The following is a 21,470-nucleotide window of genomic DNA, read 5'->3' as shown; positions in this document are numbered from 1 at the left end:
GTCATTCCCCCCGGAATTGCGGTTTGCGTTTTTCGCGGAAGGCGGCGATGCCTTCGGCCTTGTCGGCGCTGTCGAGCAGCCGCTCGAACCCCGCGCGCTCATCTTGCAGCGCCAGTGCCTGCTCTCCGCCTGCGACCAGCGCCGCCTTGGCCGCTTGCAAAGCCAACGGCGCGCGCAGGGCAAGCCGTGCGGCCAGCGCCTCGGCCTGTGGCAGGGCAGGGCCATCGCAAAACCAGCCGGCAATGCCCCAGTCATGCGCCGTCGCCGCGTCGATGATTTCACCCGTCAGCACCAGCCGCGTCGCCCGCGCCCGGCCCGCAAGCGCCATCAGCCGCTGCCCGCCGCCCGCGCCCGGGATCAGGCCAAGGTTGGTTTCCGGCAGGCCCAGCCGCGCCGTGGCCCCCAGCACCATGCAATCGGCCATCAGCGCCAGTTCGAACCCGCCGCCAAGGGCAAAGCCGTCCACCGCCGCCACCAGCGGCTTGGGGAAGGCGCGGATGGCGGCCCAGTGCCCCTTGCGCGGGTCAATGGCGCCTTCGGCTGTGGTCTTGTCCGCGATCTCGCCAATGTCGGCGCCGGCGGCGAAATTGCCCTCGGCCCCGGTCAGCACCACGGCGCGGCAGGCGGAATCCTCCGCCAGCCGCATCAGTTCCGCCGCAATCCGCCCCAGAAGGGCGGTGTTCAGCGCATTCTTGGCTTCGGGCCGGTGAATGGTCAGCCGCGACCAGCCGGGCAGATGTTCGATGATCAGGTCCATGCCTGCATCATGGCGGGCTGGATAAATTTTTCAAGCTAGAAATTTTAAGCTTGAAATTGTTTGTGCCGAGTGCCAGCCTGTGGCCATCGGCGCGCGACGCCCCCTTGCAAGGAAGCTTGCCATGAAGATTCTCTGCCTTGGCGGTGGCCCCGCCGGACTTTACTTCGCCATCTCGATGAAACTGCGCGATCCGGCGCATCAGGTGACGGTGCTGGAACGCAACCGCGCCAATGACACCTTTGGCTGGGGTGTGGTGCTGTCGGACGATGCACTTGGCCGGATGCAGAAGAACGATCCGGTTTCCACCGACGCGATCCGCAGCCATTTCGCCTATTGGGACGATATCGCGGTGATCCATGACGGCGTGCGCACGGTGTCGGGCGGGCATGGCTTTGCCGGGATCGGGCGCAAACAAATGCTGATCCTGTTGCAGGCCCGGGCGCGTGAGCTGGGCGTGGACATGCGGTTTGAGACCGAGTTCAAGACCGCCGAGGATTACCGCAAGGACTACGATCTGGTGGTCGCCTCGGACGGCATCAACTCCTTGGTGCGGCGCGAATATTCCGATGTGTTCCAGCCCGACATCGACACCCGCAAGTGCAAGTTCGTCTGGCTAGGCACCCATCAGAAATTCGACGACGCCTTCACCTTCATCTTCGAGAAGACCGAACATGGCTGGGTCTGGGCCCATGTCTATCAGTTCGATGACAACACCGCGACCTTCATCGTCGAAACCCTGCCCGAGACCTGGGACAAGCTGGGCTTTGAGGCGATGAGCAAGGAAGAAACCGTCGAGACCTGCCGCAAGATCTTTGAACGCCATCTGGGCGGGCATGACCTGATGTCGAACGCCGCCCACCTGCGCGGCTCTGCGGTGTGGATGCAGTTTCCCCGTGTGATCTGCCAGAAATGGTATCATCAGAACGTGGTGCTGATGGGCGATGCGGCGGCGACGGGGCATTTCTCGATCGGTTCCGGCTCGCGTCTGGCGTTCGACTCTGCGATTGCGCTGGCCGAATATCTGCACAGCGAACCGACGCTGGAAGGCGCCTTCCAGCGCTATCAGGATGAACGCCGGGTCGAGGTGCTGCGCCTGCAATCGGCGGCGCGCAACAGCCTTGAATGGTTCGAAGAGGTCGAGCGCTATCTTGACCTGCCGCCGGAACAGTTCGCCTATTCGCTCTTGACCCGCAGCCAGCGGATTTCGCACGAAAACCTGCGCCTGCGCGATCCGAAATGGCTGCGCAGCGCCGAGGATTGGTTCCAGAAACAGGCGGGCGGTCAGCCGGGCCGCGCGCCGATGTTCGCGCCCTTCCAATTGCGCGATGTGGCCCTGAAGAACCGCGTCGTGGTAAGCCCCATGGCGCAATACAAGGCGGTCGATGGCTGCCCGACCGACTGGCATTTCGTGCATTACGCCGAGCGGGCCAAGGGCGGGGCAGGGCTGGTCTATACCGAAATGACCTGCGTTTCGGCGCAGGGCCGCATCACCCCCGGCTGCCCCGGGCTTTACGCCCCCGAGCATGAGGCGGCGTGGAAACGGCTGGTCGATTTCGTCCATGCCGAAACGGATGCCAAGCTGTGCTGCCAGATCGGCCATGCCGGGCGCAAAGCCTCGACGCAGGTCGGCTGGGAAGAGGGGGACGCGCCCCTGAAATCCGGCAACTGGGAAATCATCGCACCTTCGGCCCTGCCGTGGTCGCCGAAAAATGCCACCCCGCGCGAGATGACCCGGGGGGATATGGAGGCGGTCACGGCGGAATTCGTCGCGGCCACCGAAATGGCGGCGCGGGCGGGCTTTGACATGGTGGAACTGCATGCGGCCCACGGCTATCTGATTTCCGGCTTCATCAGCCCGGTCTCGAACCACCGGACCGATGCCTATGGCGGCAGCCTTGAAAACCGGATGCGCTGGCCGTTGGAGGTGCTGCGCGCCATGCGGGCGGTCTGGCCGGCAGGCAAGCCGATGTCGGTGCGGATTTCTGCCAATGACTGGGTCGGCGCCGAAGGGGTGACCCCCTCGGAGGCGGTTGAAATCGCCCGGATGTTCGCAGCAGCTGGCGCCGATATCATCGACGTGTCGGCGGGCCAGACCTCGACGCAAGCCAAGCCGATCTATGGCCGGATGTTCCAGACCCCGTTCAGCGACCGCATCCGCAACGAGGCGAACCTTGCCACCATGGCGGTGGGCAACATCACCGAGGCCGAGCAGGTCAATCAGATCCTCCTCGCAGGCCGGGCCGATCTGGTCTGCCTTGCCCGCCCGCATCTGGCCGATCCCTACTGGACATTGCACGCGGCCGTGCAATCGGGCGACACTGGCGCCGAATGGCCGCTGCCCTATCTGGCAGGACGCGATCAGGCGCGGCGGCTGCGGGAAAAGGCGACAGAGGTGATCCGGGCATGACTATCGCGGGGCGGCGGGTATTGGTGACGGGCGGCGGCTCGGGCGCGGGGGCCAGCCTTGCGCTGGGCTTCGCGGCGGCGGGGGCGGCCGAAGTGGTGATCTGCGGCCGCCGGGTTGAGGCGCTGCAAGCGACCGCTGCCCGCCATCCCGCCCTCCGCGCGCTGCAATGCGACGTGACGGATGAGGCTTCGGTTGCCGCCCTTTATGCGGCGGCTGGGCCGGTGGACATCGTGATCGCCAATGCCGGGCAGGCCGATTCCGCGCCCTTTGCCAAAACCACACTGGCGCAGTGGAATGCTATGCTGGCGGTGAACCTGACCGGGGTTTTCCTGACCTTCCGCGAAGGGCTGCGACAGATGCCGGGCTGGGGGCGGCTGATTGCCGTCTCCTCCACCGCCGGGATCAAGGGCTATGCCAAGGTTGCCCCCTATGCGGCGGCCAAGCATGGGGTCATGGGGATGGTTCGCAGCCTTGCGCTTGAGGTGGCGCGCGGGCCGGTCACGGTGAACGCCATCTGCCCCGGCTTTCTGGATACGGAAATGACCGAGCACTCCATCCGCGTCATCAGCGAAAAGACCGGGCGCAGCCCCGAACAGGCCCGCGCCGCATTGGAGGCGATGAGCCCGCAGAGCCGCCTCTATCAGCCGGAAGAGGTCACCTCTGCCGCGCTCTGGCTGTGCAGCGAGGGCGCGGGCGGCGTCAACGGGCAGGCCATCACCATCTCGGGGGGCGAGGTATGAGCGCCCTGTCAAAGCGTCGGCTGAAAATGTGGATACGCCTTCTGGGCGTGACCCGCGCCGCCGAGGGGGAGTTGCGCGAATTCCTGCGGGTGAAGCACGAAACCACCCTGCCGCGGTTTGACGTTCTGGCGGCCCTCTGGCGCCGCCGCGACGGCGTGACGATGAGCGAACTCAGCCGGATGCTGCTGGTTTCGAACGGCAATGCGACGGCGGTGGTGGACCGGCTGGAGAAGGATGGCCTCGTGCGCCGCACCCCGTCCGAGGCCGACCGCCGCACGGTCTTTGTCGCGCTGACCGCCGAAGGGCTGGGGCAGTTCGAAGGGTTGGCCGTGGAACATGAGGCCGAGGTGGACCGGCTGTTCGCCGGGCTGTCCGAGGCCGATCTCGACACGCTGACCGATATTCTGAAACGGATGGGCAAGACATGACCAAGATGGCGGGGCTGAAGCCCGAACATTTCCTGTGGGAGGTCAAGGACCGCATTGCGACGGTCCGCCTGAACCGGCCCGACCGCAAGAACCCGCTGACCTTTGCAAGCTATGCCGAGTTGCGCGACACCTTCCGCGCGCTGGTTTATGCCGAGGACGTCGATGTGGTGGTTTTCGCCTCGAAAGGCGGCAATTTCTGTTCGGGCGGCGATGTGCATGACATCATCGGGCCGCTGATCGGCCTGCCGATGAAAGAGCTGCTGGCCTTTACCCGGATGACGGGCGATCTGGTCAAGGCGATGATTTCCTGCGGCAAACCGATCATCGCGGCGGTGGACGGCGTGGCGGTGGGGGCGGGGGCAATCATTGCGATGGCGTCCGATCTGCGGCTGGCGACTCCAGAGGCGAAATGCGCCTTCCTGTTCACGCGGGTTGGGCTGGCGGGTTGCGACATGGGGGCCTGTGCGATGCTGCCCCGGATCATCGGGCAGGGCCGGGCGGCGGAACTGCTTTACACCGGCCGGGTGATGGGTGCCGACGAGGGTGAGCGTTGGGGCTTCTGGAACGCCCTGCACGGCGCCGATGTGCTGGAGGCCGAAGCGATGAAACTGGCTGCCCGGCTGGCGTCGGGGCCGACCTTCGCCCACGGCATCACCAAGACCCAGCTCAACCAGGAATGGAACATGGGTCTGGAGCAAGCGATCGAGGCCGAGGCACAGGCGCAGGCGATCTGTATGCAGACCAAGGACTTTGAGCGGGCCTACCGGGCCTTTGTCGCCAAAGAGAAACCCGTTTTCGCGGGTGACTGAAGCAGGACCGGGGGCCAGCCCCCCAGCCCATTGGTTTCTCGAACCAATGGCGAAACCAACGGGCTACCCCGGGATATTTAGAGACAGATGAAAGCATGAGTGATCTGAGCTTCCTTGATTGGCCGTTTTTCGAAGACCGTCACCGTGCTTTGGCGGCGGGGCTGGAGGAATGGGCAAAGGCGCATCTGCCGGTGGATCACGGCGATGTCGACGCGGCCTGTCGCGGGCTGGTGGCGGCGCTGGGGGCCGGGGGCTGGTTGCAGCATTCCGGGGCGGGTGCGGGCGAGCGGCTGGATGTGCGCAGCCTCTGCCTGATCCGCGAGACTCTGGCACGGCATGACGGGTTGGCGGATTTTTCCTTTGCCATGCAGGGGCTTGGCATGGGAGCGGTCTCGCTTTTTGGGACGGATGTGCAGCGAGAATGGCTGCGGCGCACCCGCGCCGGAGCCGCGATTTCCGCCTTTGCCCTGACCGAGCCGGGGGCCGGGTCGGATGTGGCGGCGACGGCGACGACGGCCACGCGCGGCCCCCAAGGCTGGGTGCTGAATGGCGAGAAGACCTGGATTTCCAACGGCGGGATTGCCGATATCTATGTGATCTTCGCCCGCACCGGCGAGGCGCCGGGGGCGCGGGGCTTGTCGGCCTTCCTCATGCCCGCCGATGTGGCGGGGCTGACGGTGGAGGAGCGGCTTGAGGTGATCGCGCCGCATCCGCTTGCCCGGCTGGGTCTGCGCGACGTGGTGCTGCCTGAGGCCGCGCTGATCGGCGCGCCGGGCGAGGGGTTCAAGATCGCCATGTCGGTGCTGGATGTCTTCCGCTCGACCGTCGGGGCGGCGGCACTGGGCTTTGCCCGCCGCGCGCTGGACGAGGCGCTGGCGCGGGTAAAGGCGCGGCGGATTCAGGGGGCTGCATTGGCCGAACTGCAGATGGTGCAGGGGCATCTGGCCGATATGGCGCTGCAGATCGACGCGGCGGCGCTGCTGATCTACCGCGCCGCCTGGACCAAGGACCGGGGGGCGGCCCGCGTCACGCGCGAGGCGGCCATGGCCAAGCTTTACGCCACCGAGGCGGCGCAGAAAGTCATCGACATCGCGGTGCAACTGCATGGCGGCGAGGGGGTGCGGCATGGCGCGGTGGTGGAAAGTCTTTACCGCGAAATCAGGGCCTTGCGGATTTACGAAGGCGCCAGCGACGTGCAGCGGGTGGTGATCGCCCGCAGCATTCTGGGATAACAGAGGAGGAAGACATGGCAGATCTTGACGGCGGCATCACCCGCGACGGCACCGCCTATCACGGGCGGATGCTGAATATCCTTGGACAGCGGTATTTCCCCAAGACGTCTTGCGACACGACCTACAGCTTTGAGACCAACAGCGAGCCGGGTCAGTTCGTGCCGGTCCATGTCCACCCGACGCAGGATGAATTCATTCTGGTGCAGGAAGGCCAGCTTGAGCTGAAGCTGGACGGCAAATGGCAGACCGCAAAGGCGGGCGATCTGGTGCGGATGCCCAAGGGCGTGCCGCATGGCTATTTCAACAAATCCGACAAGCCGGCGCGGGCGCTGTTCTGGGTCTCGCCCGCGGGCAAGCTTGAGGCTTTGTTCGAGACGCTGCATGACATGACCGACATTCCGGCGATCATCGCGGCCTCGGCAGCGCATGACGTGGATTTCCTGCCGCCCGAGGCCAACGACTGAGCCATGCCCTACCAGCGCCTTAACCAGATCGAGTTCAACCATTGCGACCCTGCGGGGATCGTCTTTTATCCGCGCTATTTCGAGATGGTGAACTCGGTCGTCGAGAATTTCTTTGCCGATGTGGTGGGGCGCAGCTTTGCCCAGATGCACCTTGGGCAGGGCAATGGTGTGCCGACGGTCAGGATCGAGGCAGAATTTGTCGCACCTTCAAGATTGGGCGAGAAGGTGTTTTTCACGCTGGAGATTGTGAAACTGGGCGGCGCGAGTGCCGAGTTTTCGATCCGGGCACGGCTGGGCGAGGAAGAGCGGATGCGGCTTCGCCTGACGCTGGTCTGGATCGAGGGCGGCCGCGCCGCGCCCTGGCCCGAAGAGATGCGCGCGCGCATGGTCACATTCATGGAGGAAGCCGCATGAGCTTTGAAATCCTGCATCCGAAGAACTGGAAACCGGCCAAGGGCTATGCCAACGGCGTCGCGGCCCGGGGCAAGATGATCTTTACCGGCGGACTGATCGGCTGGAATGCCGAGCAGGAGTTTGAAAGCGACGATTTCGTCGAACAGGCGGCGCAGGCGCTGCGCTCGATCGTCGCGGTGCTGGCCGAGGGCGGGGCGGGCCCTGAGCATCTGGTGCGGCTGACCTGGTATGTGACCGACAAGCGCGAATATCTGGCCGGGCTGAAAGGTCTTGGACAAGCGTATAAAGAGATCATCGGCCGGCATTTCCCGGCGATGGCGCTGGTTCAGGTGGTGGCGCTGGTCGAGGACCGCGCCAAGGTGGAAATCGAGGCGACGGCGGTGGTGCCGGACTGAGTGCAGACCAGGGAGGGAATGCAGATGTTGGGACCAAGCGGACATGAAGACACATTCACCCGCGACCGCCTGCCAGCCGCCGCGGATTGGCCGGAAATCCGGCTGGCGGGGTTCGACTATCCCGAATGGCTGAATGCGGCGGTGGAACTGACCGATGGCATGGTCGCCAAGGGCTTTGGCGACCATGTGGCGCTGATCGGCAATGGCCGCAGCCGGACCTACAAGGAGCTGACCGATTGGTCGAACCGGATCGCCCATGCGCTGGTTGAAGATTACGGTGTAAAGCCCGGAAATCGCGTGCTGATCCGGTCTGCCAACAATCCGGCCATGGTGGCCTGCTGGCTGGCGGCGACCAAGGCCGGGGCGGTGGTGGTGAACACCATGCCGATGCTGCGGGCGGGCGAACTGGCGCAGATCGTGGACAAGGCCGAGATCAGCCACGCCCTCTGTGACACGCGGTTGATGGAAGAGCTGATCACCTGCGAGCGCGGCAGCGCCCATCTGAAAACCGTGGTGGGCTTTGACGGCACGGCGAACCATGATGCCGAGCTTGACCGTGTGGCGCTGCGCAAGCCGGTGCGGTTCGATCCGCCGCCGGTGGGGCGCGATGATGTGGCGCTTCTGGGCTTCACCTCGGGCACGACCGGGGAACCCAAGGCGACGATGCATTTCCACCGCGACCTGCTGATCATCGCCGACGGCTATGCGCGCGAAGTGTTGCAGGTCACGCCCGAGGATGTGTTTGTGGGCTCTCCGCCCTTGGCCTTTACCTTTGGGCTGGGCGGTCTGGCAGTGTTTCCGCTGCGCTTTGGTGCCGCGGCGGCGCTGTTGGAGCAGGCAAGCCCGCCCAACATGATCCAGATTATCCAAGAGCATCGGGCGACGGTTTGTTTTACCGCACCAACGGCTTACCGGGTGATGTTGAAGGCGATGGACGAGGGCGCCGACCTGTCGAGCCTGCGCGCGGCGGTCTCGGCCGGGGAAACCCTGCCCGCGCCGGTCTATGAGGAATGGCAGGCGAAAACCGGCAAGCCGATGCTGGACGGCATCGGCGCCACCGAAATGCTGCACATTTTCCTGACCAACCGCTTTGACGACCACCGCCCCGGCTGCACCGGCCGGCCGGTGACGGGGTATGAGGCGCGGATCGTCGGCCCCGACATGGCCGAACTGCCGCGCGGCGAGGTAGGGCGGCTGGCGGTGCGCGGGCCGACTGGCTGCCGCTATATGGCCGATGCGCGCCAGCGGGTCTATGTCCGCGACGGCTGGAACCTGACGGGGGACAGTTTCTGGCAGGATGAAGAGGGGCGCTTTCACTTTGCTGCCCGGTCGGACGACATGATCATCAGCGCGGGCTACAATATCGCAGGCCCCGAGGTGGAGGCGGCGCTTCTGAGCCATCCTGCGGTTCTGGAATGCGCGGTGATCGGCGCTGCGGATGAAGATCGCGGCCAGATCGTCGAGGCACATGTGGTGCTGGCCTCAGGGCATGAGGGCGACCGCCTGATGGTCAAGCTGTTGCAGGACCATGTGAAAGCGGTGATCGCGCCTTACAAATATCCGCGTCGGGTGATCTTCACCGAGGCGTTGCCGAAAACCCAGACCGGCAAGATCCAGCGGTTCCGGCTGCGGGGCGGGGCGGGCGCTTAAGCCCGCCCTTCGCCGTCAATTCATGCCAAGGGCCTGCTTGTACATGTCCAGCACCGCCTCTTCCTCGGCGATTTCGTCGGGCTTGCGCTTGCGCAGGGCGATCACCTTGCGCATGACCTTGGTGTCATAGCCGCGGCCCTTCGCCTCGGCGAAAAGCTCTTTCTCCTGCTCGGCGATGTCCTTTTTCTCCGAGGCGAGCTGTTCGGCCCGTTCGATGAACTGGCGCAGCTCGTCGGCGGTGACGTTATAGGGATCGGAAGCGTCGGGCATCGGAAACTCGCCTGTCTGAAGGGTTGGCCGCCTGTTTAGCGCGGGGCGGGGGCGGGGTGCAAGCGGCTGCGGCAGCCGGGTGGCGGACTTGCGCGCGGGGCCTGCGCAGGTTAGGCGCAGGTCAAACGGAGGATCGGCGATGGAAATGGTGATCTGGGGCGGGGCGGCGCTGACGCTTCTGGGGGTGCTGGGGCTGGTCTGGTGCATCGTGCTGGCGGTGCGGGCCAAACGCTCGGGCCTGCCGGATGCCCAGATGAAGGCGGCGTTGCAGCGCGTGGTGGTCTGGAACCTTGGCGCGCTGGCGCTGTCGGGGCTGGGGCTGATGGCGGTGGTCTTCGGGGTGATCCTGGCCTGAAGACCGGGCAGGCCCGTCCGGTAGGGTGCGTGCAAGCACGCACCTTGGGTGGCCCGCGGATGGTGCGTGCAAGCACGCACCCTACGGAAGAGAGGGACGCCGCAGGAAGCCGGATGCGAAGGCGGTTCGGGGCTATTCCAGCCGCCGGCCTTCGGCGATCAGCCGGTCCAGCAGGGGGGGTGGCGTGAACAGCGCCGGCGCCGTCGCGGCGCGGGCGCGCAGGTCGGCGCGCAGCACCATCAGGCCGCGGCGCTGTGCCTGATACATCGGCCCGCCTTCCCAGCGCGGAAACAGGCCGGAGATAGTGGCAGCAGCGTCGATGTCGCCGGCGCGTGGCGTGGTGCCTTCGTCCATCAGCCGCAGCCCCTCGCAAGCCAGCGCGGCCAGACAGGCGGCCAGCAGATCGGCGCTGCCGGGGGGCGGGGCGGGCAGCCTGCCACGGGCGCCCGCACCGATGCCATAGGCGGCCAGCGCCGTGGCAACCGTATCGCGTGCATGGCCCTGACCTTCCAGCCAGCCGACCACCCGGGCGAGCGTGGCGCGCAGCCGCGCATCCAGCGGCCCGCCCGCGCCGCAGGTGACCACCTTGCCGCCCAGACGCCGCGCAAGACCATAGGTCAGGGCAAGCGGCTCGGGCGGCTGCCCTGCGGGGATCACCACCTCGCTGAGAAGCCCCGTCGCAGGGGCGGGGAAAAACGACAATCCGCCGCCGTCGCCCAAGGCGGCCCGGGGCAGGGTGGCGGGCAGGGCGGCGGCCCCGGCTTCGGGCGTGTGCAGCACCAGATCGGCGCCCGACAGCGCCTCAATCCCGGTCGTGCCGGTCAGCCGGCCCCAGTCGGCATCGCGGGCCGCGGGGGAAAGCTGCCCGGCGGTGACCATTTCTTCCTGCCGGGCGGCGATCCGTTCAAGCGCTGCCACCAGCGTCGCCCGGTCGGGCGTGGCCAGAACAACCTTCAGCCCCGCCGAAAGCGCCTGCCGCGCCACATCGGCCAGCGCCCCGCCGCCGCCCCAGAGGCCCAGCGTCGCCAGCCGCGGGGCGGGGCGGCCCGCCAGCGCGGGCGGCGGCTGCAAGGCACGCCGCTCGGCCTGAAAGGCGTGCATCAGGGCCTGCGCCTCGGACGAGGCGACCATGTCTTCAAAGGCGGCGCGTTCAAAAGCCAGACCCATCTCATAGGGCAGCAGCACCGCCGCCTCGACGCATTCGACCAGCCGGATCGGCGCGGGCATCCGGCCCGCCTCGGCGCGGGCGCGGGCCGTGGTAAGGGCGGCGCGGTAGGTGGCCATGTCCCGCATCCCCTCGCGCCGGTCTTCGGCAGAGATCAGCGGGCGGGTGGCAAGCTCGGAGGCCAAAGCGATGGCACGGTCGATCAGGTGGTCTTCAACCACATGATCCACCAATCCGATGGCCAGCGCCTCGGCCGCGGTCAGCGGCGCACCTTGGGTCAGCAGGCGCAGCGCCGGGGCGGCGCCGACCAGCCGGGGCAGGCGCTGGGTTGCGCCGGCGGCGGGCACCAGACCCAGTGCCACCTCGGGTAGGGCCAGACGGGCGGCGGGCAGGGCGATGCGGGCATGGGCGGCCAGCGCCAGCTCAAGCCCGGCGCCAAAGGCATTGCCCTGCAGCGCCGCCACCACCGGCTTGGCCCCGGTTTCCAGCGCGCGGCAGAGTTCGGCCAGACCGCTGCCCTTGGTGCGGGTCAGTTCAGAGGGATCGGCCCCCGCGCAGAACACCGCCCCTTCGGCCGCCAGAACGATGGCCCCGACCGCCGGATCGGCGCCGGCATTGGCCAAGGCCCGCCCCAGTTCGGCGATCATCGGGCCATGCAGCGCATTGGCCGGGCCGCGCCGCAGCCAGATCAACCGGACCCGGTCGCGCGTCTGTTCTGCGATGAAATCGGTTCTGTCGTTCTGCATCAAATCACCCCTGACCCGGCCATTAAGCGCAAAGGGTCAAGGGCTGGCAATCCCGCAGCGGGCCCGCAACGGGAAAAGCCGGTCAAACCGGCATGTTGTCGAAATCGGCCTCGATCGCGGCGTCGGCGGCCAGCCGTTCGGCATCGCTGCGCGCGGGCAGCGTGGCGCCGGGCATCAGCAGGCTGAGGGCCTGCATTTCGGCCTGCAACAGGCTCAACCCCGCGCCCTGACCGGACATCGCGGCGGTGGTCAGATCGCCGGCCAGCTTGGCAAAGCTTTCGATGGTCTTGTCGGTCATGGTTCCCCCCTTTGTCCCCGATCAGGCCGCGCAGTTGCGGCAGAATGGCGTCTGCGGCAGCACGTCCAGACGGTCTTGCGAGATTTCGGCGCCGCATTTGGCGCAAAAGCCGTATTCGCCTTCGGCAATGCGGATCAGCGCCGCCTCGATCTGGCGGATTTCCTGCTGACCGCTGACGCCCATCGACTCCAGCACCTCATCGCTCTCGCGCTCGGTCGCCAGATCTTCCCAGTCCTTGGCATCATGCGAGTCGAGTTCGCTTTCGATCCCGGTCAGCCGCCCTTTCAGGTCGGCAAGGCGCGCTTCAAGCTGGGTCTTGCGGTCGGCGGTGCTGGTCATTGATTCCTCCTGCAACTGAGGCAAGACTAGCCTGCCCGCAAAACACCTTCCTTGACATGCATCAATGATTGAAACAGGGATCGGCGGCACACATATTCTCATTGCTAAATATGTTGACAGTCCAGAAAACCCGGCCAATATGGTCGTGAATAAGCGGAGCGCAGCGATGAAACCCGCCGTCCATGGCTTCTTTGACGTGGCCACCAACACCATCACCTATGTCGTGGTCGAGCCCGAGGGGCGGGCCTGCGCCGTGATCGATTCGGTGCTGGACTTCGATCAGGCGTCCGGGCGCACCGACACGCGCTCGGCTGATGCGGTGGTGGAATTCATCAGGGATCAGGGGCTGCGGCTGGAATGGGTGCTGGAAACCCATGTCCATGCCGACCACCTTTCCGCCGCACCCTATCTGCAGGAACGGCTTGGCGGCAAGATCGGCATTGGCGACCGCATTACCGTGGTGCAGGAAACCTTCGGCAAGATATTCAACGAGGGCACGCGGTTTCAGCGCGACGGCAGCCAGTTCGACCGGCTGTTCCGCGAAGGTGATGTGCTGATGATCGGCCAGTTGCGCGGTGAGGTGCTGCATACGCCCGGCCATACTCCGGCCTGCCTGACCTATGTGATCGGCGATGCGGCCTTTGTCGGCGATACGCTCTTCATGCCCGATTTCGGCACCGCGCGCTGCGATTTCCCCGGTGGCTCGGCCGAAACCATGTGGCATTCGGTGCAAAAGATCCTGTCGCTGCCCGAGGAAACCCGCATCTTCGTCGGCCATGACTACAAGGCGCCGGGGCGCGAGGAATTTGCCTGGGAAACCACAGTGGGCGCGCAAAAGGCGCTGAACGTCCATGTCGGCGCCGGAAAATCGCGCGAGGACTTCGTGGCGCTGCGGCAAAAGCGCGATGCCACGCTGGGAATGCCCCGGCTGATCCTGCCCTCCTTGCAGGTGAACATGCGGGCAGGCCAGATGCCCGAACCCGAGGACAATGGCCTGTCCTATCTGAAACTTCCGATCAACGGGTTGTAAGGCATGGAACTGTCCTGGCTTTGGGGATTCTTGGGCGGGCTGCTGATCGGCGGGGCGGCTTCGCTTTATCTCTTGGTCAATGGCCGGGTGATGGGGATTTCCGGCATCCTTGGCGGGCTGGTCGATGGCAGCGGGCGCGGCACATGGGCCGAGCGGGCGGCCTTCATCGCCGGGTTGGTGGCGGTTCCGGCGGTTCTGGGCCTTGCGGCGGGGGCCGAAACCCATCTGACGCAGAACTGGCTTCTGATCATCGCGGGCGGGCTTCTGGTGGGGCTGGGCACGCGGCTGGCCAATGGCTGCACCTCGGGGCACGGGGTGTGCGGCATCTCGCGGTTGAGCCTGCGGGGCATCGTCGCCACGGTGTTCTATGTGCTGGCGGGCGGCGTCACCATGGCGCTGCTGCGCCACGTTGCCGGGGTGCTGTGACATGAGGCGCCTTGGCTTTTCGGCGCTGGCGGGCGGTATCTTCGGGGCGGGGCTGCTCTTGTCGGGCATGACCGACACCACCCGGGTTCAGGGCTGGCTGGATGTGTTCGGCGACTGGGATCCGACGCTGGCCTTTGTGCTGGGCGGGGCGATCCTGCCGATGGCGGTTGCCTGGCGGGTGGCGGCGCGGATGTATCATCCGGTCCTTGGCGGCGCCTTTCCCGAACCGCCCAAGCGCGAGGTCGGCCCCAATCTGGTGATCGGTTCGGTCCTGTTCGGCATGGGCTGGGCGCTGGCGGGGCTCTGCCCCGGGCCGGCGCTGGCCTCGCTGGGCTTTGGCGGCTGGGGCGGTCTGGTCTTCCTTCTCGCCATGGTCACGGCTATGGTTTTCGCACCAATGGTCCGTCAGCGGATCGACACACTCACCCTTTTCAGGAGTGCCATGGACATCCGCGCCCTTACCCCCGCCTATGCCGTCTCGCCGCAGATCGAGATTTCCGACCTTGCCGCGCTGAAGGCCGCCGGCTTTACCACCATCATCGACAACCGCCCCGATGGCGAGATTCCGGCCCATCTGCATGGGGCCGAAGTCAAGACCGCGGCCGAGGCGCTGGGCCTGACCTTCGTGATCAACCCGGTCTATCCGGGTGCCCTCAGCGCCGAGGTTGTCGCGGTGCAGAAGGCCGCGGTCGAGGCGGCAAGCGGCCCGGTCTTTGCCTATTGCGCCTCGGGCAACCGGTCGTCCATCGTCTGGATGCTGATGAATGCGGGCAAACTGCCGGTGGACGAGATGATCGCCACCACGGCGCGGCACGGCTACAACCACGCCGCCCTGCGCGACCAGATCGAGGCCGCCGCCGCGCGCTGAGGTTTCGCAATCAGACAGGGGTGGCGCCCGGTGCTGGCGTCGCTGCCTCCGGCGGGAGTATTTCGAAAGGTGCAAATCCCCGGGGCAGGGGCGGTTGCGCGGGCAGGTTCGCGCAACCGCCCCTGCATTTGCACCTTTTGAAATACTCCGGGGGTCCGGGGGCTGGCCCCCGGCGCCGGGCAGGGGCGTCAGGGGTGCAGGAAGGTGACCTCGGGCATGGCGGCGATGCGCGCCACGTCTTCCTCGTAAAGCGCGGTCAGGTCTTCGACCATGTCTTCGGTCCAGCCGGGCATTTCGAATTCCAGCTCGATCCGTTCGGGCAAAGCGAATTTGTCGAGGAAGGCCGAGACGATCTTGCGCCGTTGCAGCACGGTCTGGGGCGGGTGACCGGCGATATAGGTGTTCATCCGGGTCAGCCCCTCGCCCGACATCAGCGAGGCGACAAGATCCTCTTCGCCTTCAAGCGGCGTGCCTTCGGGCAGGCCGGAGACTGCCTGCAACACCTCGGGCCAGATCAGCGGCGTATCCTCGTCGCACCAGACGGTCAGCGGCGCGTCGGGGTTGGCATCCAGAATCTGCTCCACCACATCCGACCAGCGCAGCGCGAAAGGATCGGCCCCGGCCAGAAATTCGCCATAGCTGGCAGGTTTCAGCCGGTCATAAAGCAGCGGCAGGAAGGTGGCGGGGTTGCGCAGGCCAAGGTGGAACTCGGCCTCGATCTGGGGGAAGATCTGGGCAAAGGCGCGGGTCCGCTCGCCGGCCGAGGGGTAAAGTTTGTCCTTCAGTACCCAGGCCGGCAGCGACATGAAGCTTTCCCATGACAGGATAAGCCGGTCGGCGCGGTCTTCCTCCATGATCTGTTCCAGGATCAGCGCCTGTTCCTCGATCGTGGCGGCGGCGCCTTTCAGCCGGATCGCGGTTTCGCGCAAGAGGCTGCGGTAGCGTTTGGGATTGGCCACGACGATGGAATGCTGCGCCAGAAGATCACGGTTGCGTCCGAGGCATTTCAGAAGACGCTCTTCATCGGTGAAATGCGCCCCGAGATGATAGACGATCCGCATACTGCTTTGCCCGGCCTGTCATTTGTTCTTTGGGCAGTTATATCGGGTTTTCTGGACAGGGAAACCGCTTTCCTGTAAGCGCGGCCTCATGTTGTCCCAGCAAAACAGTCGGATAAGCCTGCGCCACCTGATCCCCGATGGCTGGTCTCTGGGGGCCTTGGCGATTGCGGTGGTGGTCGTGGCGCCGATGCTGGCGGTGCTGTGGATCGCGCTGCATCCGACCGAGAATATCTGGCCGCATCTTCTGGCCACGGTGCTGCCGCGCTATCTGGGCACGACGCTGATCCTGATGGCGGGGGTGGGCACGCTGGCCGCGGCCATGGGCACGGGGGCGGCCTGGCTGGTGACGATGTATCGCTTTCCGGGGCGGGGCTGGCTGGCCCATGCGCTGCTCTTTCCGCTGGCGATCCCGGCCTATGTCGGGGCCTATGCGCTGGTGGATTTCCTGGATTATTCCGGCGCCTTGCAGACGGCGCTGCGGGCGATGTTCGGCTGGCGCAATGCGCGCGACTATTGGTTCCCGACGATCCGCAGCGAATGGGCGGCGATTCTGGTGTTGTCCTCGGTGCTGTATCCTTACGTCTATCTGCTGACCCGTCAGGCGCTGCGCGAACAATCCGGCGGGATTTACGAGGTGGCCCGGGCGCTGGGCCTGAACGGCTGGGGTGTGTTCTGGCGGCTGGGCCTGCCGCTGGCCCGGCCGGCGATTGCCGCGGGCGTGGCGCTGGCGCTGATGGAGACGGTGGCCGATTTCGGCACGGTGCAGCATTTCGGGGTGCAGACGCTGACGACAGGGGTGTTCTCCACCTGGCTGAACGGCGGCAATGCGGGCGGCGCGGCGCAGATTTCCGGGGTGATCCTGGCGCTGATCCTGTGCCTTGTCGCCATCGAGCGGCTGGGGCGGCGCAATGCCCGGTTCCACCGCCCCAGCCGCGCGCCCCGCCCGGTCAGTGCCGTGACCCTGCCGGGGCTGGCGGGCTGGGCGGCGACAGGGCTTTGCCTGATCCCCTTTGCGCTGGGTTTCGTGCTGCCGGTCTCGGTCATGGCCAGCCATGCCATTGCCAAGCCGCAGGTCTGGGCTGCACCGGGGCTGGGGTCGGCGGCGCTGAACACCGTGGTCACCGGCGGGGCGGCGGCGGTTCTGACGGTGGGGACGGCGCTGTTTCTGGTTTACGGGGTGCGGATGGCGGGGCGGGGCATGGCGCGGCTGGTGCTGCCGGTCACCACGCTGGGCTATGCGGCACCCGGGGCCGTGCTGGCCGTGGGCATTCTGGTGCCGCTGGCCGCTCTTGACCACCGGGTTGCCGATGCGGTTCTGGCGCTGACCGGCCATGATCCGGGGCTGATGCTGACCGGCACTTCGGCGGCGATCGTGCTGGCCTATGTGGTGCGCTTCTTCGGCATCGGGCAAGGGGCAGTGGACGCGGCCTTTGGCCGGATTTCGCCCAGCCTGCCGATGGCTGCCCGCTCGCTTGGCCAGACGGCGGGCGGGGCGCTGCGGCGCGTCTACCTGCCCTTGATGCGAGGCTCGGTCGCTTCGGCGCTGCTGGTGGTCTTTGTCGATTGTGTCAAGGAACTGCCGGCGACGCTTTTGCTGCGGCCCTTCAATTTCAACACGCTGTCCACCCGGGTTTACGAACTGGCCAGTCTGGAGCAACTGGGCGAGGCGGCGCCAGCGGCACTGGTGGTGGTGGCGCTGGGCCTTATGGCGGTGGCGCTGCTGGCCCATGGCAACCGCGACCGATAGCGGCAAGGGGCCCGCGCGGGACTTGCAGGGGGCGCCGCCAATTGCTACATCCGCCGCGTGACGCCCGGTTAGCTCAGAGGCCAGAGCTGCGCTTTTGTAAAGCGAGGGTCGGGGGTTCGACTCCCTCACCGGGCACCATCGTCCCTCCCTGCTTTCGGACCGTCTAAAGCATTGGAAGTAGGGAATTCTCCGGCTGAAAACGCAAAGGCCCCTGAAACACGGGCCTCAGCAGACTCCTCTGCCGATGACCCGCATCAACCACTTCGCGGCGCAGCGGGCGCGAGCCGCGCGCGTTGGCATCGCATTCACGACTCGCCGGTTGCTCCATGCCCATCGACAGGCGCCACACCGCTCTCCGGCTCCTCCACCGCTGGATCAAGAAGGGCTCGCGTGACCCGCACCGGGTCATAGGGCAACATCCCCTCTTCATTCACACGCCGTTCAATTTCAGTGAGAGCCGCGTCCGGATCCGAGAACGGCACACCGGCAAGTTGCCCGGTCGCGTATTGCCACCATCTGACCCGCAGCATCCGCTCTCTCAAAGCCTCATCGAAGCGATATCGGATCAGCCGTGCCGGCACGCCACCGACAATCGCATATGGGGCAACATCCTTTGTCACAACGGCATTGGCCCCACGACCGCTCCATCGCCAACAGAGACACCCGCGGTAATGATCGCGCCGTGGCCGATCCAAACGTCATTGCCAATGCGCGTGACCCTCGTCAGGACACGCCGCGCCTTTGCCGACAACGCCGGATCAGGCGCCGTCGCATCATACTGGTCCTTGTCGGGAAAGGACTCCCCGGTGTTAAACCTGAAACCCTGATCAAACTGGAATGGGCTGGTGGAGAGCCATTCCATGGTATGATTGACCTGGCCGATATTCACATCGCGCGCGATCGAACAATAACGCCCGATATGAGTCCCATAAGCATGACCCGAAACGGCATAAGAGAATGCACCGATGGAACAATCGCCCCGCATTGCCAGATTGGAAAGGCGGACCGGGGGTTCGAAGGTAAAGCGCCGATCAAGGCCATCCGTGACGCGCAAGCTCGCCTCAAGGCCAAAGCTCGTCATCCTCTGCTGGGAGTTAACGGGCTTTTTCTACCATACTCATCTACCTTATCCGCCATGTGATTTTCGCCATTCAGTGCAGCAAGCGAACCAGCCATGGGTCACTGTCTATCACACCAAGCGCGCAAGCGGGCACTTTCTTCGTCCCAGGCTGGCAGGCTGCGGCCCAGCAACGCGACGGTCAGATCAATATCCGCAGCATAGCTGTCGCACAGGAAGCGGATGTCGTCAGCATCAATCGGCAGAGGGTGCCCGGTCACCGCAATACCCGCGCTGCTTATCCGGCATGGCGCGCCGGCATTGGAGGAAAGGTGCAGCCCCTCGTGTTTAAAGTTGTCATCGACCTTCAGGAAGTTGCACAACTTGCGAAAGCCCGCTTCTGGATCCCGAACAATGTCGTCCTCGAAGATCAGCACTTCGAACCGCTCTTTGGGCATGCTCTCAAGCCAACTCCGCAAATGTGCGCCATAAAACCCGATATCGAGTATTCCCATCGTATGGGCTACATCTCGCAGGTGCTTCTGCGGATCAATGCGATTGCGCTTGACGTGATGGCCAAATGCCGAAATCGCGCACCATACGGGATGGCGCAGCGACACAATGAAATCAACATCTTCGCCCAATACATCGCGCACAGCGCCCGGGATGTCCCTGTTGTGATTCGCCGATGGCTGCGTCGTGGAACGGGCGGGGTCCGCGGTCCAAAAGTAGCCTGGAGTCTTTTCACCTACGCGCCTATATCCGTAGGCGTTGACAAAATGCGCCTCATAAGCTCCGCGCGTGGCCGGATCAGCATAATTCGGCCGGTTGAAATACAGAAGTTCAACGGCCGACGGCATGAACACATCCGGGTGCTGCCTGAGACAATCATAAATCCAGGTCGAGCCCGCCTTCTGCGCACCAATGACCAAAAAGTTAGGCAGCTTCATCAGCCGGCACCTCCCAGGGACTCGAGCAGCAAGTCATCATACTGCTCAAGCGTGCTTTCCAACTGATGATTGGCAGAAATCCAGTCCCGAATTGCCGCACGCCTTGCCTCACTTGGTTTTCCTGCCCGCAGCATTCCTTTCAGGGCCGTCTCCATGCCGCGGCAGTATTGTCCACCAGGGTAACGTGATCATTCCCGGCGAGGGGCGTATAGACGGGATGGTTGGACGCCAGGACAGGCAATCCCAGACCGGCATAGTCCAGTATTTTCAGGTAAGACTTGCATTCATTGAACTGGCCTTTGACCAAAGGCGCGATACCGAAATCCAGCTCGTCGCATTGATCACGAAGCCAGCCAACAAACGCCGGATAACCGCGAGCTGCCAAAGGAATATCAACACCCTCAAGTCAGTCTGGCACATTCCAGAGCGGCTATTGCAAGGCACCCACCAGCCGCAGACGAAGATTTGGTGTTGACCGTGCCATTGCGTCAAAGGACGATTTAACCATGGCAAAATCAGCGTCGTGACTGCGGTTGCCCATATAGAGCCCGCGAACAATGTTTTCATTCCGGCGGCGCGGCAGGCGACCACGCCAGATAGCGCCGGACAGCAGCTTCGGAAGCACCTTGATCTTTTTGCTCTTGTCTTTGAGGCTGCGCGCCAGAACTTCGGTAGAGGCTATGACCAAAGTCGCATGAGCGAGTATATCTGTCAGGACCGGAGCATATAGAGCGTAGCTGCCATCAGGATCTTTGTCCGCCGGAACTGACAGAAGATCATCATCAATATCCAAGGCATAGCGCAGCTTTCCCGCCTCAACGAAAGATCTGAGGCTTTGCCAGATCGGACCAGGAATTGCATTTCGCTGCACGATTGCCTTGTCGATGTCGCCACATCTTACGGCCGCCAAAAGTTCTTTGGGCGACATTCGGACGAATGTAACCTTGCGGTTCGCGTGGTTCTGAGTCCGTGCCCAAACCCGGATATGCGTCGAACCGGGCGCCGATTCCTGAGCGGCATCCGCCGGGCAAACCACCGCCACACGGGATTGGCCCGCCTTTTGGACGTTCGGAAGCCTCATCTCAGGCGCCCGCAGACGCAGGCGATCATTCGCAACCTCATGATAAAGCGCGTGATATTTTGAAGCCATCACACGGGTCGTATTGGATCGGCCTTCGCCCGACTGCCATTCGATCACGGCGCGCAACCGCTCCATAAAGCCGTCGCCGTCCTTCATGTCGCGCACGATATCCGCATATAGCTTGTCAACATCAGACTCGCTGTGTACCCAGCCGCCATTGGACGCCCGAATTCGTCCGGCAACGGTGGGGTAGTCCAAGCCAATAACAGGCAGCCCTGCCGCCCACATTTCCGTGAGCGTGTGGCAATAGGTTTCGTCCCAGATGGAGAATACGGCACCAACATGCGGAGCGATGCGGCTCACATGATTGTTAAACTCTTCGCGGACATATTTGCCATGGAAATGCAGGCCGCGACGCGGTCCCGGAAAATCATGGTCGCCGAGAATATGGAATTTAAGGCGGCGATCCGCTTGGTCCGGATCAAGCAAGTCTTCAATCAACTTGCGCCCTTTTGCGATCGAGATGTTGCCCGGAACCAATATCCGCACCGTGTCCTCGGCATTTGGCCATCTGATATTCTGGCGCATATCAGAAAAATCCCGGCCGTGCGGGATAACGGCAAACCGTTCCGCAGCCTCGGGTGGCAATGTATCGAGGATCATGCTGCGGACGCTTGGAGACGTGGTGACATAGGCATCACAATGGCTCTGTTGCACAAATCGGTTGATCGTGGGACCTCCCCTTTCCGTGGACAGACCTACCCCGCGACCTCTGTGATAG

The 21,470-nt window shown here is 64.7% G+C and carries 25 protein-coding genes and 1 tRNA gene; 15 read left to right on the top strand and 11 right to left on the bottom strand.

The annotated features are described in order from the left end of the window. Nucleotide 1: 1 nt before the first annotated feature. The gene (locus HS053_RS04970) at nt 2-757 is read right to left on the bottom strand and encodes an enoyl-CoA hydratase-related protein (RefSeq protein WP_174210118.1); all 756 of its coding nucleotides are present in this window, start codon (nt 755-757) and stop codon (nt 2-4) included. 121 nt (nt 758-878) lie between these two features. Here HS053_RS04970 and HS053_RS04965 point away from each other — a divergent pair, with 121 nt between their 5' ends. The 9 genes from HS053_RS04965 (at nt 879) to HS053_RS04925 (ending at nt 9,296) form a co-directional block, all read left to right on the top strand. Then, a complete protein-coding gene (locus tag HS053_RS04965; RefSeq protein ID WP_174210117.1) occupies nt 879-3,164 on the top strand; it encodes a bifunctional salicylyl-CoA 5-hydroxylase/oxidoreductase in 2,286 nt (761 codons plus the stop codon). After that, the gene (locus HS053_RS04960) at nt 3,161-3,904 is read left to right on the top strand and encodes an SDR family NAD(P)-dependent oxidoreductase (RefSeq protein WP_174210116.1); all 744 of its coding nucleotides are present in this window, start codon (nt 3,161-3,163) and stop codon (nt 3,902-3,904) included. Before HS053_RS04965 ends, HS053_RS04960 begins: the two co-directional genes overlap by 4 nt. Then, nucleotides 3,901-4,332 carry a MarR family winged helix-turn-helix transcriptional regulator gene (locus HS053_RS04955; protein ID WP_174210115.1) on the top strand — a complete coding sequence of 144 codons (432 nt, stop codon included), beginning with the start codon at nt 3,901-3,903 and terminating at the stop codon, nt 4,330-4,332. The genes HS053_RS04960 and HS053_RS04955 overlap by 4 nt, the downstream gene beginning before the upstream one ends. After that, the gene (locus HS053_RS04950) at nt 4,329-5,141 is read left to right on the top strand and encodes an enoyl-CoA hydratase family protein (protein ID WP_174210114.1); all 813 of its coding nucleotides are present in this window, start codon (nt 4,329-4,331) and stop codon (nt 5,139-5,141) included. The genes HS053_RS04955 and HS053_RS04950 overlap by 4 nt, the downstream gene beginning before the upstream one ends. 95 nt (nt 5,142-5,236) lie before the next feature. Beyond that, nucleotides 5,237-6,373: an acyl-CoA dehydrogenase family protein gene (locus tag HS053_RS04945; protein ID WP_174210113.1), complete on the top strand. Its 1,137-nt coding sequence runs from the start codon at nt 5,237-5,239 to the stop codon at nt 6,371-6,373. Nucleotides 6,374-6,387: 14 nt separating this feature from the next. Beyond that, the gene (locus HS053_RS04940; RefSeq protein WP_174210112.1) at nt 6,388-6,837 is read left to right on the top strand and encodes a cupin domain-containing protein; all 450 of its coding nucleotides are present in this window, start codon (nt 6,388-6,390) and stop codon (nt 6,835-6,837) included. 3 nt (nt 6,838-6,840) lie between these two features. Then, nucleotides 6,841-7,251 (top strand): acyl-CoA thioesterase, encoded by a 411-nt coding sequence (locus tag HS053_RS04935; protein WP_174210111.1) that lies wholly within the window; start codon nt 6,841-6,843, stop codon nt 7,249-7,251. Then, nucleotides 7,248-7,646 carry a RidA family protein gene (locus HS053_RS04930; protein WP_174210110.1) on the top strand — a complete coding sequence of 133 codons (399 nt, stop codon included), beginning with the start codon at nt 7,248-7,250 and terminating at the stop codon, nt 7,644-7,646. The genes HS053_RS04935 and HS053_RS04930 overlap by 4 nt, the downstream gene beginning before the upstream one ends. A 24-nt stretch (nt 7,647-7,670) precedes the next feature. Next, nucleotides 7,671-9,296, top strand: a complete 1,626-nt coding sequence (locus HS053_RS04925; RefSeq protein ID WP_174210109.1) for an AMP-binding protein — start codon at nt 7,671-7,673, stop codon at nt 9,294-9,296. Between the two features lie 15 nt (nt 9,297-9,311). On the opposite strand, the gene HS053_RS04920 is transcribed toward HS053_RS04925, so the two are convergent. Continuing rightward, nucleotides 9,312-9,566, bottom strand: coding sequence for a DUF2312 domain-containing protein (locus tag HS053_RS04920; protein ID WP_174210108.1), 255 nt, complete (start codon nt 9,564-9,566; stop codon nt 9,312-9,314). A 139-nt stretch (nt 9,567-9,705) separates the two neighbouring features. Between HS053_RS04920 and HS053_RS04915 the strand changes: the two genes are divergently transcribed. Next, nucleotides 9,706-9,921 (top strand): hypothetical protein, encoded by a 216-nt coding sequence (locus HS053_RS04915; RefSeq protein WP_174210107.1) that lies wholly within the window; start codon nt 9,706-9,708, stop codon nt 9,919-9,921. Between the two features lie 132 nt (nt 9,922-10,053). On the opposite strand, the gene HS053_RS04910 is transcribed toward HS053_RS04915, so the two are convergent. The 3 genes from HS053_RS04910 to HS053_RS04900 all read right to left on the bottom strand — a co-directional run bounded on the left by HS053_RS04910 (nt 10,054) and on the right by HS053_RS04900 (nt 12,469). Further along, complete coding sequence (locus tag HS053_RS04910) at nt 10,054-11,832, bottom strand: enoyl-CoA hydratase-related protein (RefSeq protein ID WP_174210106.1); 1,779 nt, start codon at nt 11,830-11,832, stop codon at nt 10,054-10,056. Between the two features lie 82 nt (nt 11,833-11,914). Next, nucleotides 11,915-12,130, bottom strand: coding sequence for a hypothetical protein (locus HS053_RS04905; protein ID WP_174210105.1), 216 nt, complete (start codon nt 12,128-12,130; stop codon nt 11,915-11,917). 21 nt (nt 12,131-12,151) lie between these two features. Then, nucleotides 12,152-12,469, bottom strand: coding sequence for a TraR/DksA family transcriptional regulator (locus HS053_RS04900; RefSeq protein WP_174210104.1), 318 nt, complete (start codon nt 12,467-12,469; stop codon nt 12,152-12,154). A 166-nt stretch (nt 12,470-12,635) separates the two neighbouring features. Here HS053_RS04900 and HS053_RS04895 point away from each other — a divergent pair, with 166 nt between their 5' ends. The 3 genes from HS053_RS04895 to HS053_RS22575 are packed head-to-tail and all read left to right on the top strand — an operon-like array spanning nt 12,636 to nt 14,793. Next, nucleotides 12,636-13,499 (top strand): MBL fold metallo-hydrolase, encoded by an 864-nt coding sequence (locus HS053_RS04895; RefSeq protein WP_174210103.1) that lies wholly within the window; start codon nt 12,636-12,638, stop codon nt 13,497-13,499. A 3-nt stretch (nt 13,500-13,502) separates the two neighbouring features. Beyond that, entirely contained in the window at nt 13,503-13,925 is a 423-nt protein-coding gene (locus tag HS053_RS04890) for a YeeE/YedE family protein (protein WP_174210102.1), read from the top strand. Continuing rightward, entirely contained in the window at nt 13,867-14,793 is a 927-nt protein-coding gene (locus HS053_RS22575; protein WP_347233294.1) for a TIGR01244 family sulfur transferase, read from the top strand. The genes HS053_RS04890 and HS053_RS22575 overlap by 59 nt, the downstream gene beginning before the upstream one ends. Nucleotides 14,794-14,981: 188 nt before the next feature. Here the strand turns inward: HS053_RS22575 and HS053_RS04880 are convergent, their stop codons facing one another. Further along, a complete protein-coding gene (locus tag HS053_RS04880) occupies nt 14,982-15,854 on the bottom strand; it encodes a hypothetical protein (RefSeq protein ID WP_174210100.1) in 873 nt (290 codons plus the stop codon). 91 nt (nt 15,855-15,945) lie between these two features. On the opposite strand from HS053_RS04880, the gene HS053_RS04875 reads away from it, so the two are divergent. Both HS053_RS04875 and HS053_RS04870 read left to right on the top strand, forming a co-directional pair. Next, nucleotides 15,946-17,601 (top strand): ABC transporter permease, encoded by a 1,656-nt coding sequence (locus tag HS053_RS04875; RefSeq protein WP_458358877.1) that lies wholly within the window; start codon nt 15,946-15,948, stop codon nt 17,599-17,601. A gap of 62 nt (nt 17,602-17,663) precedes the next feature. Further along, nucleotides 17,664-17,739 (top strand) — tRNA-Thr (locus HS053_RS04870). A gap of 167 nt (nt 17,740-17,906) precedes the next feature. Here the strand turns inward: HS053_RS04870 and HS053_RS22285 are convergent. The 5 genes from HS053_RS22285 to HS053_RS04850 form a co-directional block, all read right to left on the bottom strand. Further along, nucleotides 17,907-18,182 (bottom strand): hypothetical protein, encoded by a 276-nt coding sequence (locus HS053_RS22285; RefSeq protein ID WP_241699788.1) that lies wholly within the window; start codon nt 18,180-18,182, stop codon nt 17,907-17,909. 35 nt (nt 18,183-18,217) lie between these two features. Then, entirely contained in the window at nt 18,218-18,682 is a 465-nt protein-coding gene (locus tag HS053_RS22485) for an LbetaH domain-containing protein (RefSeq protein WP_277817041.1), read from the bottom strand. 98 nt (nt 18,683-18,780) lie between these two features. After that, nucleotides 18,781-19,608, bottom strand: coding sequence for a sulfotransferase family protein (locus HS053_RS04860; protein ID WP_174210098.1), 828 nt, complete (start codon nt 19,606-19,608; stop codon nt 18,781-18,783). Beyond that, nucleotides 19,608-19,763, bottom strand: a complete 156-nt coding sequence (locus HS053_RS04855; protein WP_174210097.1) for a hypothetical protein — start codon at nt 19,761-19,763, stop codon at nt 19,608-19,610. Before HS053_RS04855 ends, HS053_RS04860 begins: the two co-directional genes overlap by 1 nt. Nucleotides 19,764-20,038: 275 nt before the next feature. Then, nucleotides 20,039-21,352 (bottom strand): glycosyltransferase family protein, encoded by a 1,314-nt coding sequence (locus HS053_RS04850; RefSeq protein WP_174210096.1) that lies wholly within the window; start codon nt 21,350-21,352, stop codon nt 20,039-20,041. Nucleotides 21,353-21,470: the final 118 nt, after the last annotated feature.

Source organism: Tabrizicola fusiformis (assembly GCF_013328815.1).
Classification (GTDB): domain Bacteria; phylum Pseudomonadota; class Alphaproteobacteria; order Rhodobacterales; family Rhodobacteraceae; genus Fuscibacter.
This window is presented reverse-complemented; position numbering and strand designations above follow the sequence as displayed.

Excerpts from the sequence above, each read along its gene's own strand:
- HS053_RS04950 (WP_174210114.1), top strand. The coding sequence starts at position 4,329 with ATGACCAAGATGGCGGGGCTGAAGCCCGAACATTTCCTGTGGGAGGTC.
- HS053_RS04895 (WP_174210103.1), top strand. The coding sequence starts at position 12,636 with ATGAAACCCGCCGTCCATGGCTTCTTTGACGTGGCCACCAACACCATC.
- HS053_RS22575 (WP_347233294.1), top strand. The coding sequence starts at position 13,867 with ATGTGCTGGCGGGCGGCGTCACCATGGCGCTGCTGCGCCACGTTGCCG.
- HS053_RS22485 (WP_277817041.1), bottom strand. The coding sequence starts at position 18,682 with ATGACGAGCTTTGGCCTTGAGGCGAGCTTGCGCGTCACGGATGGCCTT.
- HS053_RS04955 (WP_174210115.1), top strand. The coding sequence starts at position 3,901 with ATGAGCGCCCTGTCAAAGCGTCGGCTGAAAATGTGGATACGCCTTCTG.
- HS053_RS04945 (WP_174210113.1), top strand. The coding sequence starts at position 5,237 with ATGAGTGATCTGAGCTTCCTTGATTGGCCGTTTTTCGAAGACCGTCAC.
- HS053_RS04915 (WP_174210107.1), top strand. The coding sequence starts at position 9,706 with ATGGAAATGGTGATCTGGGGCGGGGCGGCGCTGACGCTTCTGGGGGTG.
- HS053_RS04925 (WP_174210109.1), top strand. The coding sequence starts at position 7,671 with ATGTTGGGACCAAGCGGACATGAAGACACATTCACCCGCGACCGCCTG.
- HS053_RS04855 (WP_174210097.1), bottom strand. The coding sequence starts at position 19,763 with ATGGAGACGGCCCTGAAAGGAATGCTGCGGGCAGGAAAACCAAGTGAG.
- HS053_RS04890 (WP_174210102.1), top strand. The coding sequence starts at position 13,503 with ATGGAACTGTCCTGGCTTTGGGGATTCTTGGGCGGGCTGCTGATCGGC.
- HS053_RS04970 (WP_174210118.1), bottom strand. The coding sequence starts at position 757 with ATGGACCTGATCATCGAACATCTGCCCGGCTGGTCGCGGCTGACCATT.
- HS053_RS04850 (WP_174210096.1), bottom strand. The coding sequence starts at position 21,352 with ATGATCCTCGATACATTGCCACCCGAGGCTGCGGAACGGTTTGCCGTT.
- HS053_RS04920 (WP_174210108.1), bottom strand. The coding sequence starts at position 9,566 with ATGCCCGACGCTTCCGATCCCTATAACGTCACCGCCGACGAGCTGCGC.
- HS053_RS04940 (WP_174210112.1), top strand. The coding sequence starts at position 6,388 with ATGGCAGATCTTGACGGCGGCATCACCCGCGACGGCACCGCCTATCAC.
- HS053_RS04860 (WP_174210098.1), bottom strand. The coding sequence starts at position 19,608 with ATGAAGCTGCCTAACTTTTTGGTCATTGGTGCGCAGAAGGCGGGCTCG.
- HS053_RS04930 (WP_174210110.1), top strand. The coding sequence starts at position 7,248 with ATGAGCTTTGAAATCCTGCATCCGAAGAACTGGAAACCGGCCAAGGGC.
- HS053_RS04935 (WP_174210111.1), top strand. The coding sequence starts at position 6,841 with ATGCCCTACCAGCGCCTTAACCAGATCGAGTTCAACCATTGCGACCCT.
- HS053_RS04965 (WP_174210117.1), top strand. The coding sequence starts at position 879 with ATGAAGATTCTCTGCCTTGGCGGTGGCCCCGCCGGACTTTACTTCGCC.
- HS053_RS04905 (WP_174210105.1), bottom strand. The coding sequence starts at position 12,130 with ATGACCGACAAGACCATCGAAAGCTTTGCCAAGCTGGCCGGCGATCTG.
- HS053_RS04960 (WP_174210116.1), top strand. The coding sequence starts at position 3,161 with ATGACTATCGCGGGGCGGCGGGTATTGGTGACGGGCGGCGGCTCGGGC.
- HS053_RS04910 (WP_174210106.1), bottom strand. The coding sequence starts at position 11,832 with ATGCAGAACGACAGAACCGATTTCATCGCAGAACAGACGCGCGACCGG.
- HS053_RS04880 (WP_174210100.1), bottom strand. The coding sequence starts at position 15,854 with ATGCGGATCGTCTATCATCTCGGGGCGCATTTCACCGATGAAGAGCGT.
- HS053_RS04900 (WP_174210104.1), bottom strand. The coding sequence starts at position 12,469 with ATGACCAGCACCGCCGACCGCAAGACCCAGCTTGAAGCGCGCCTTGCC.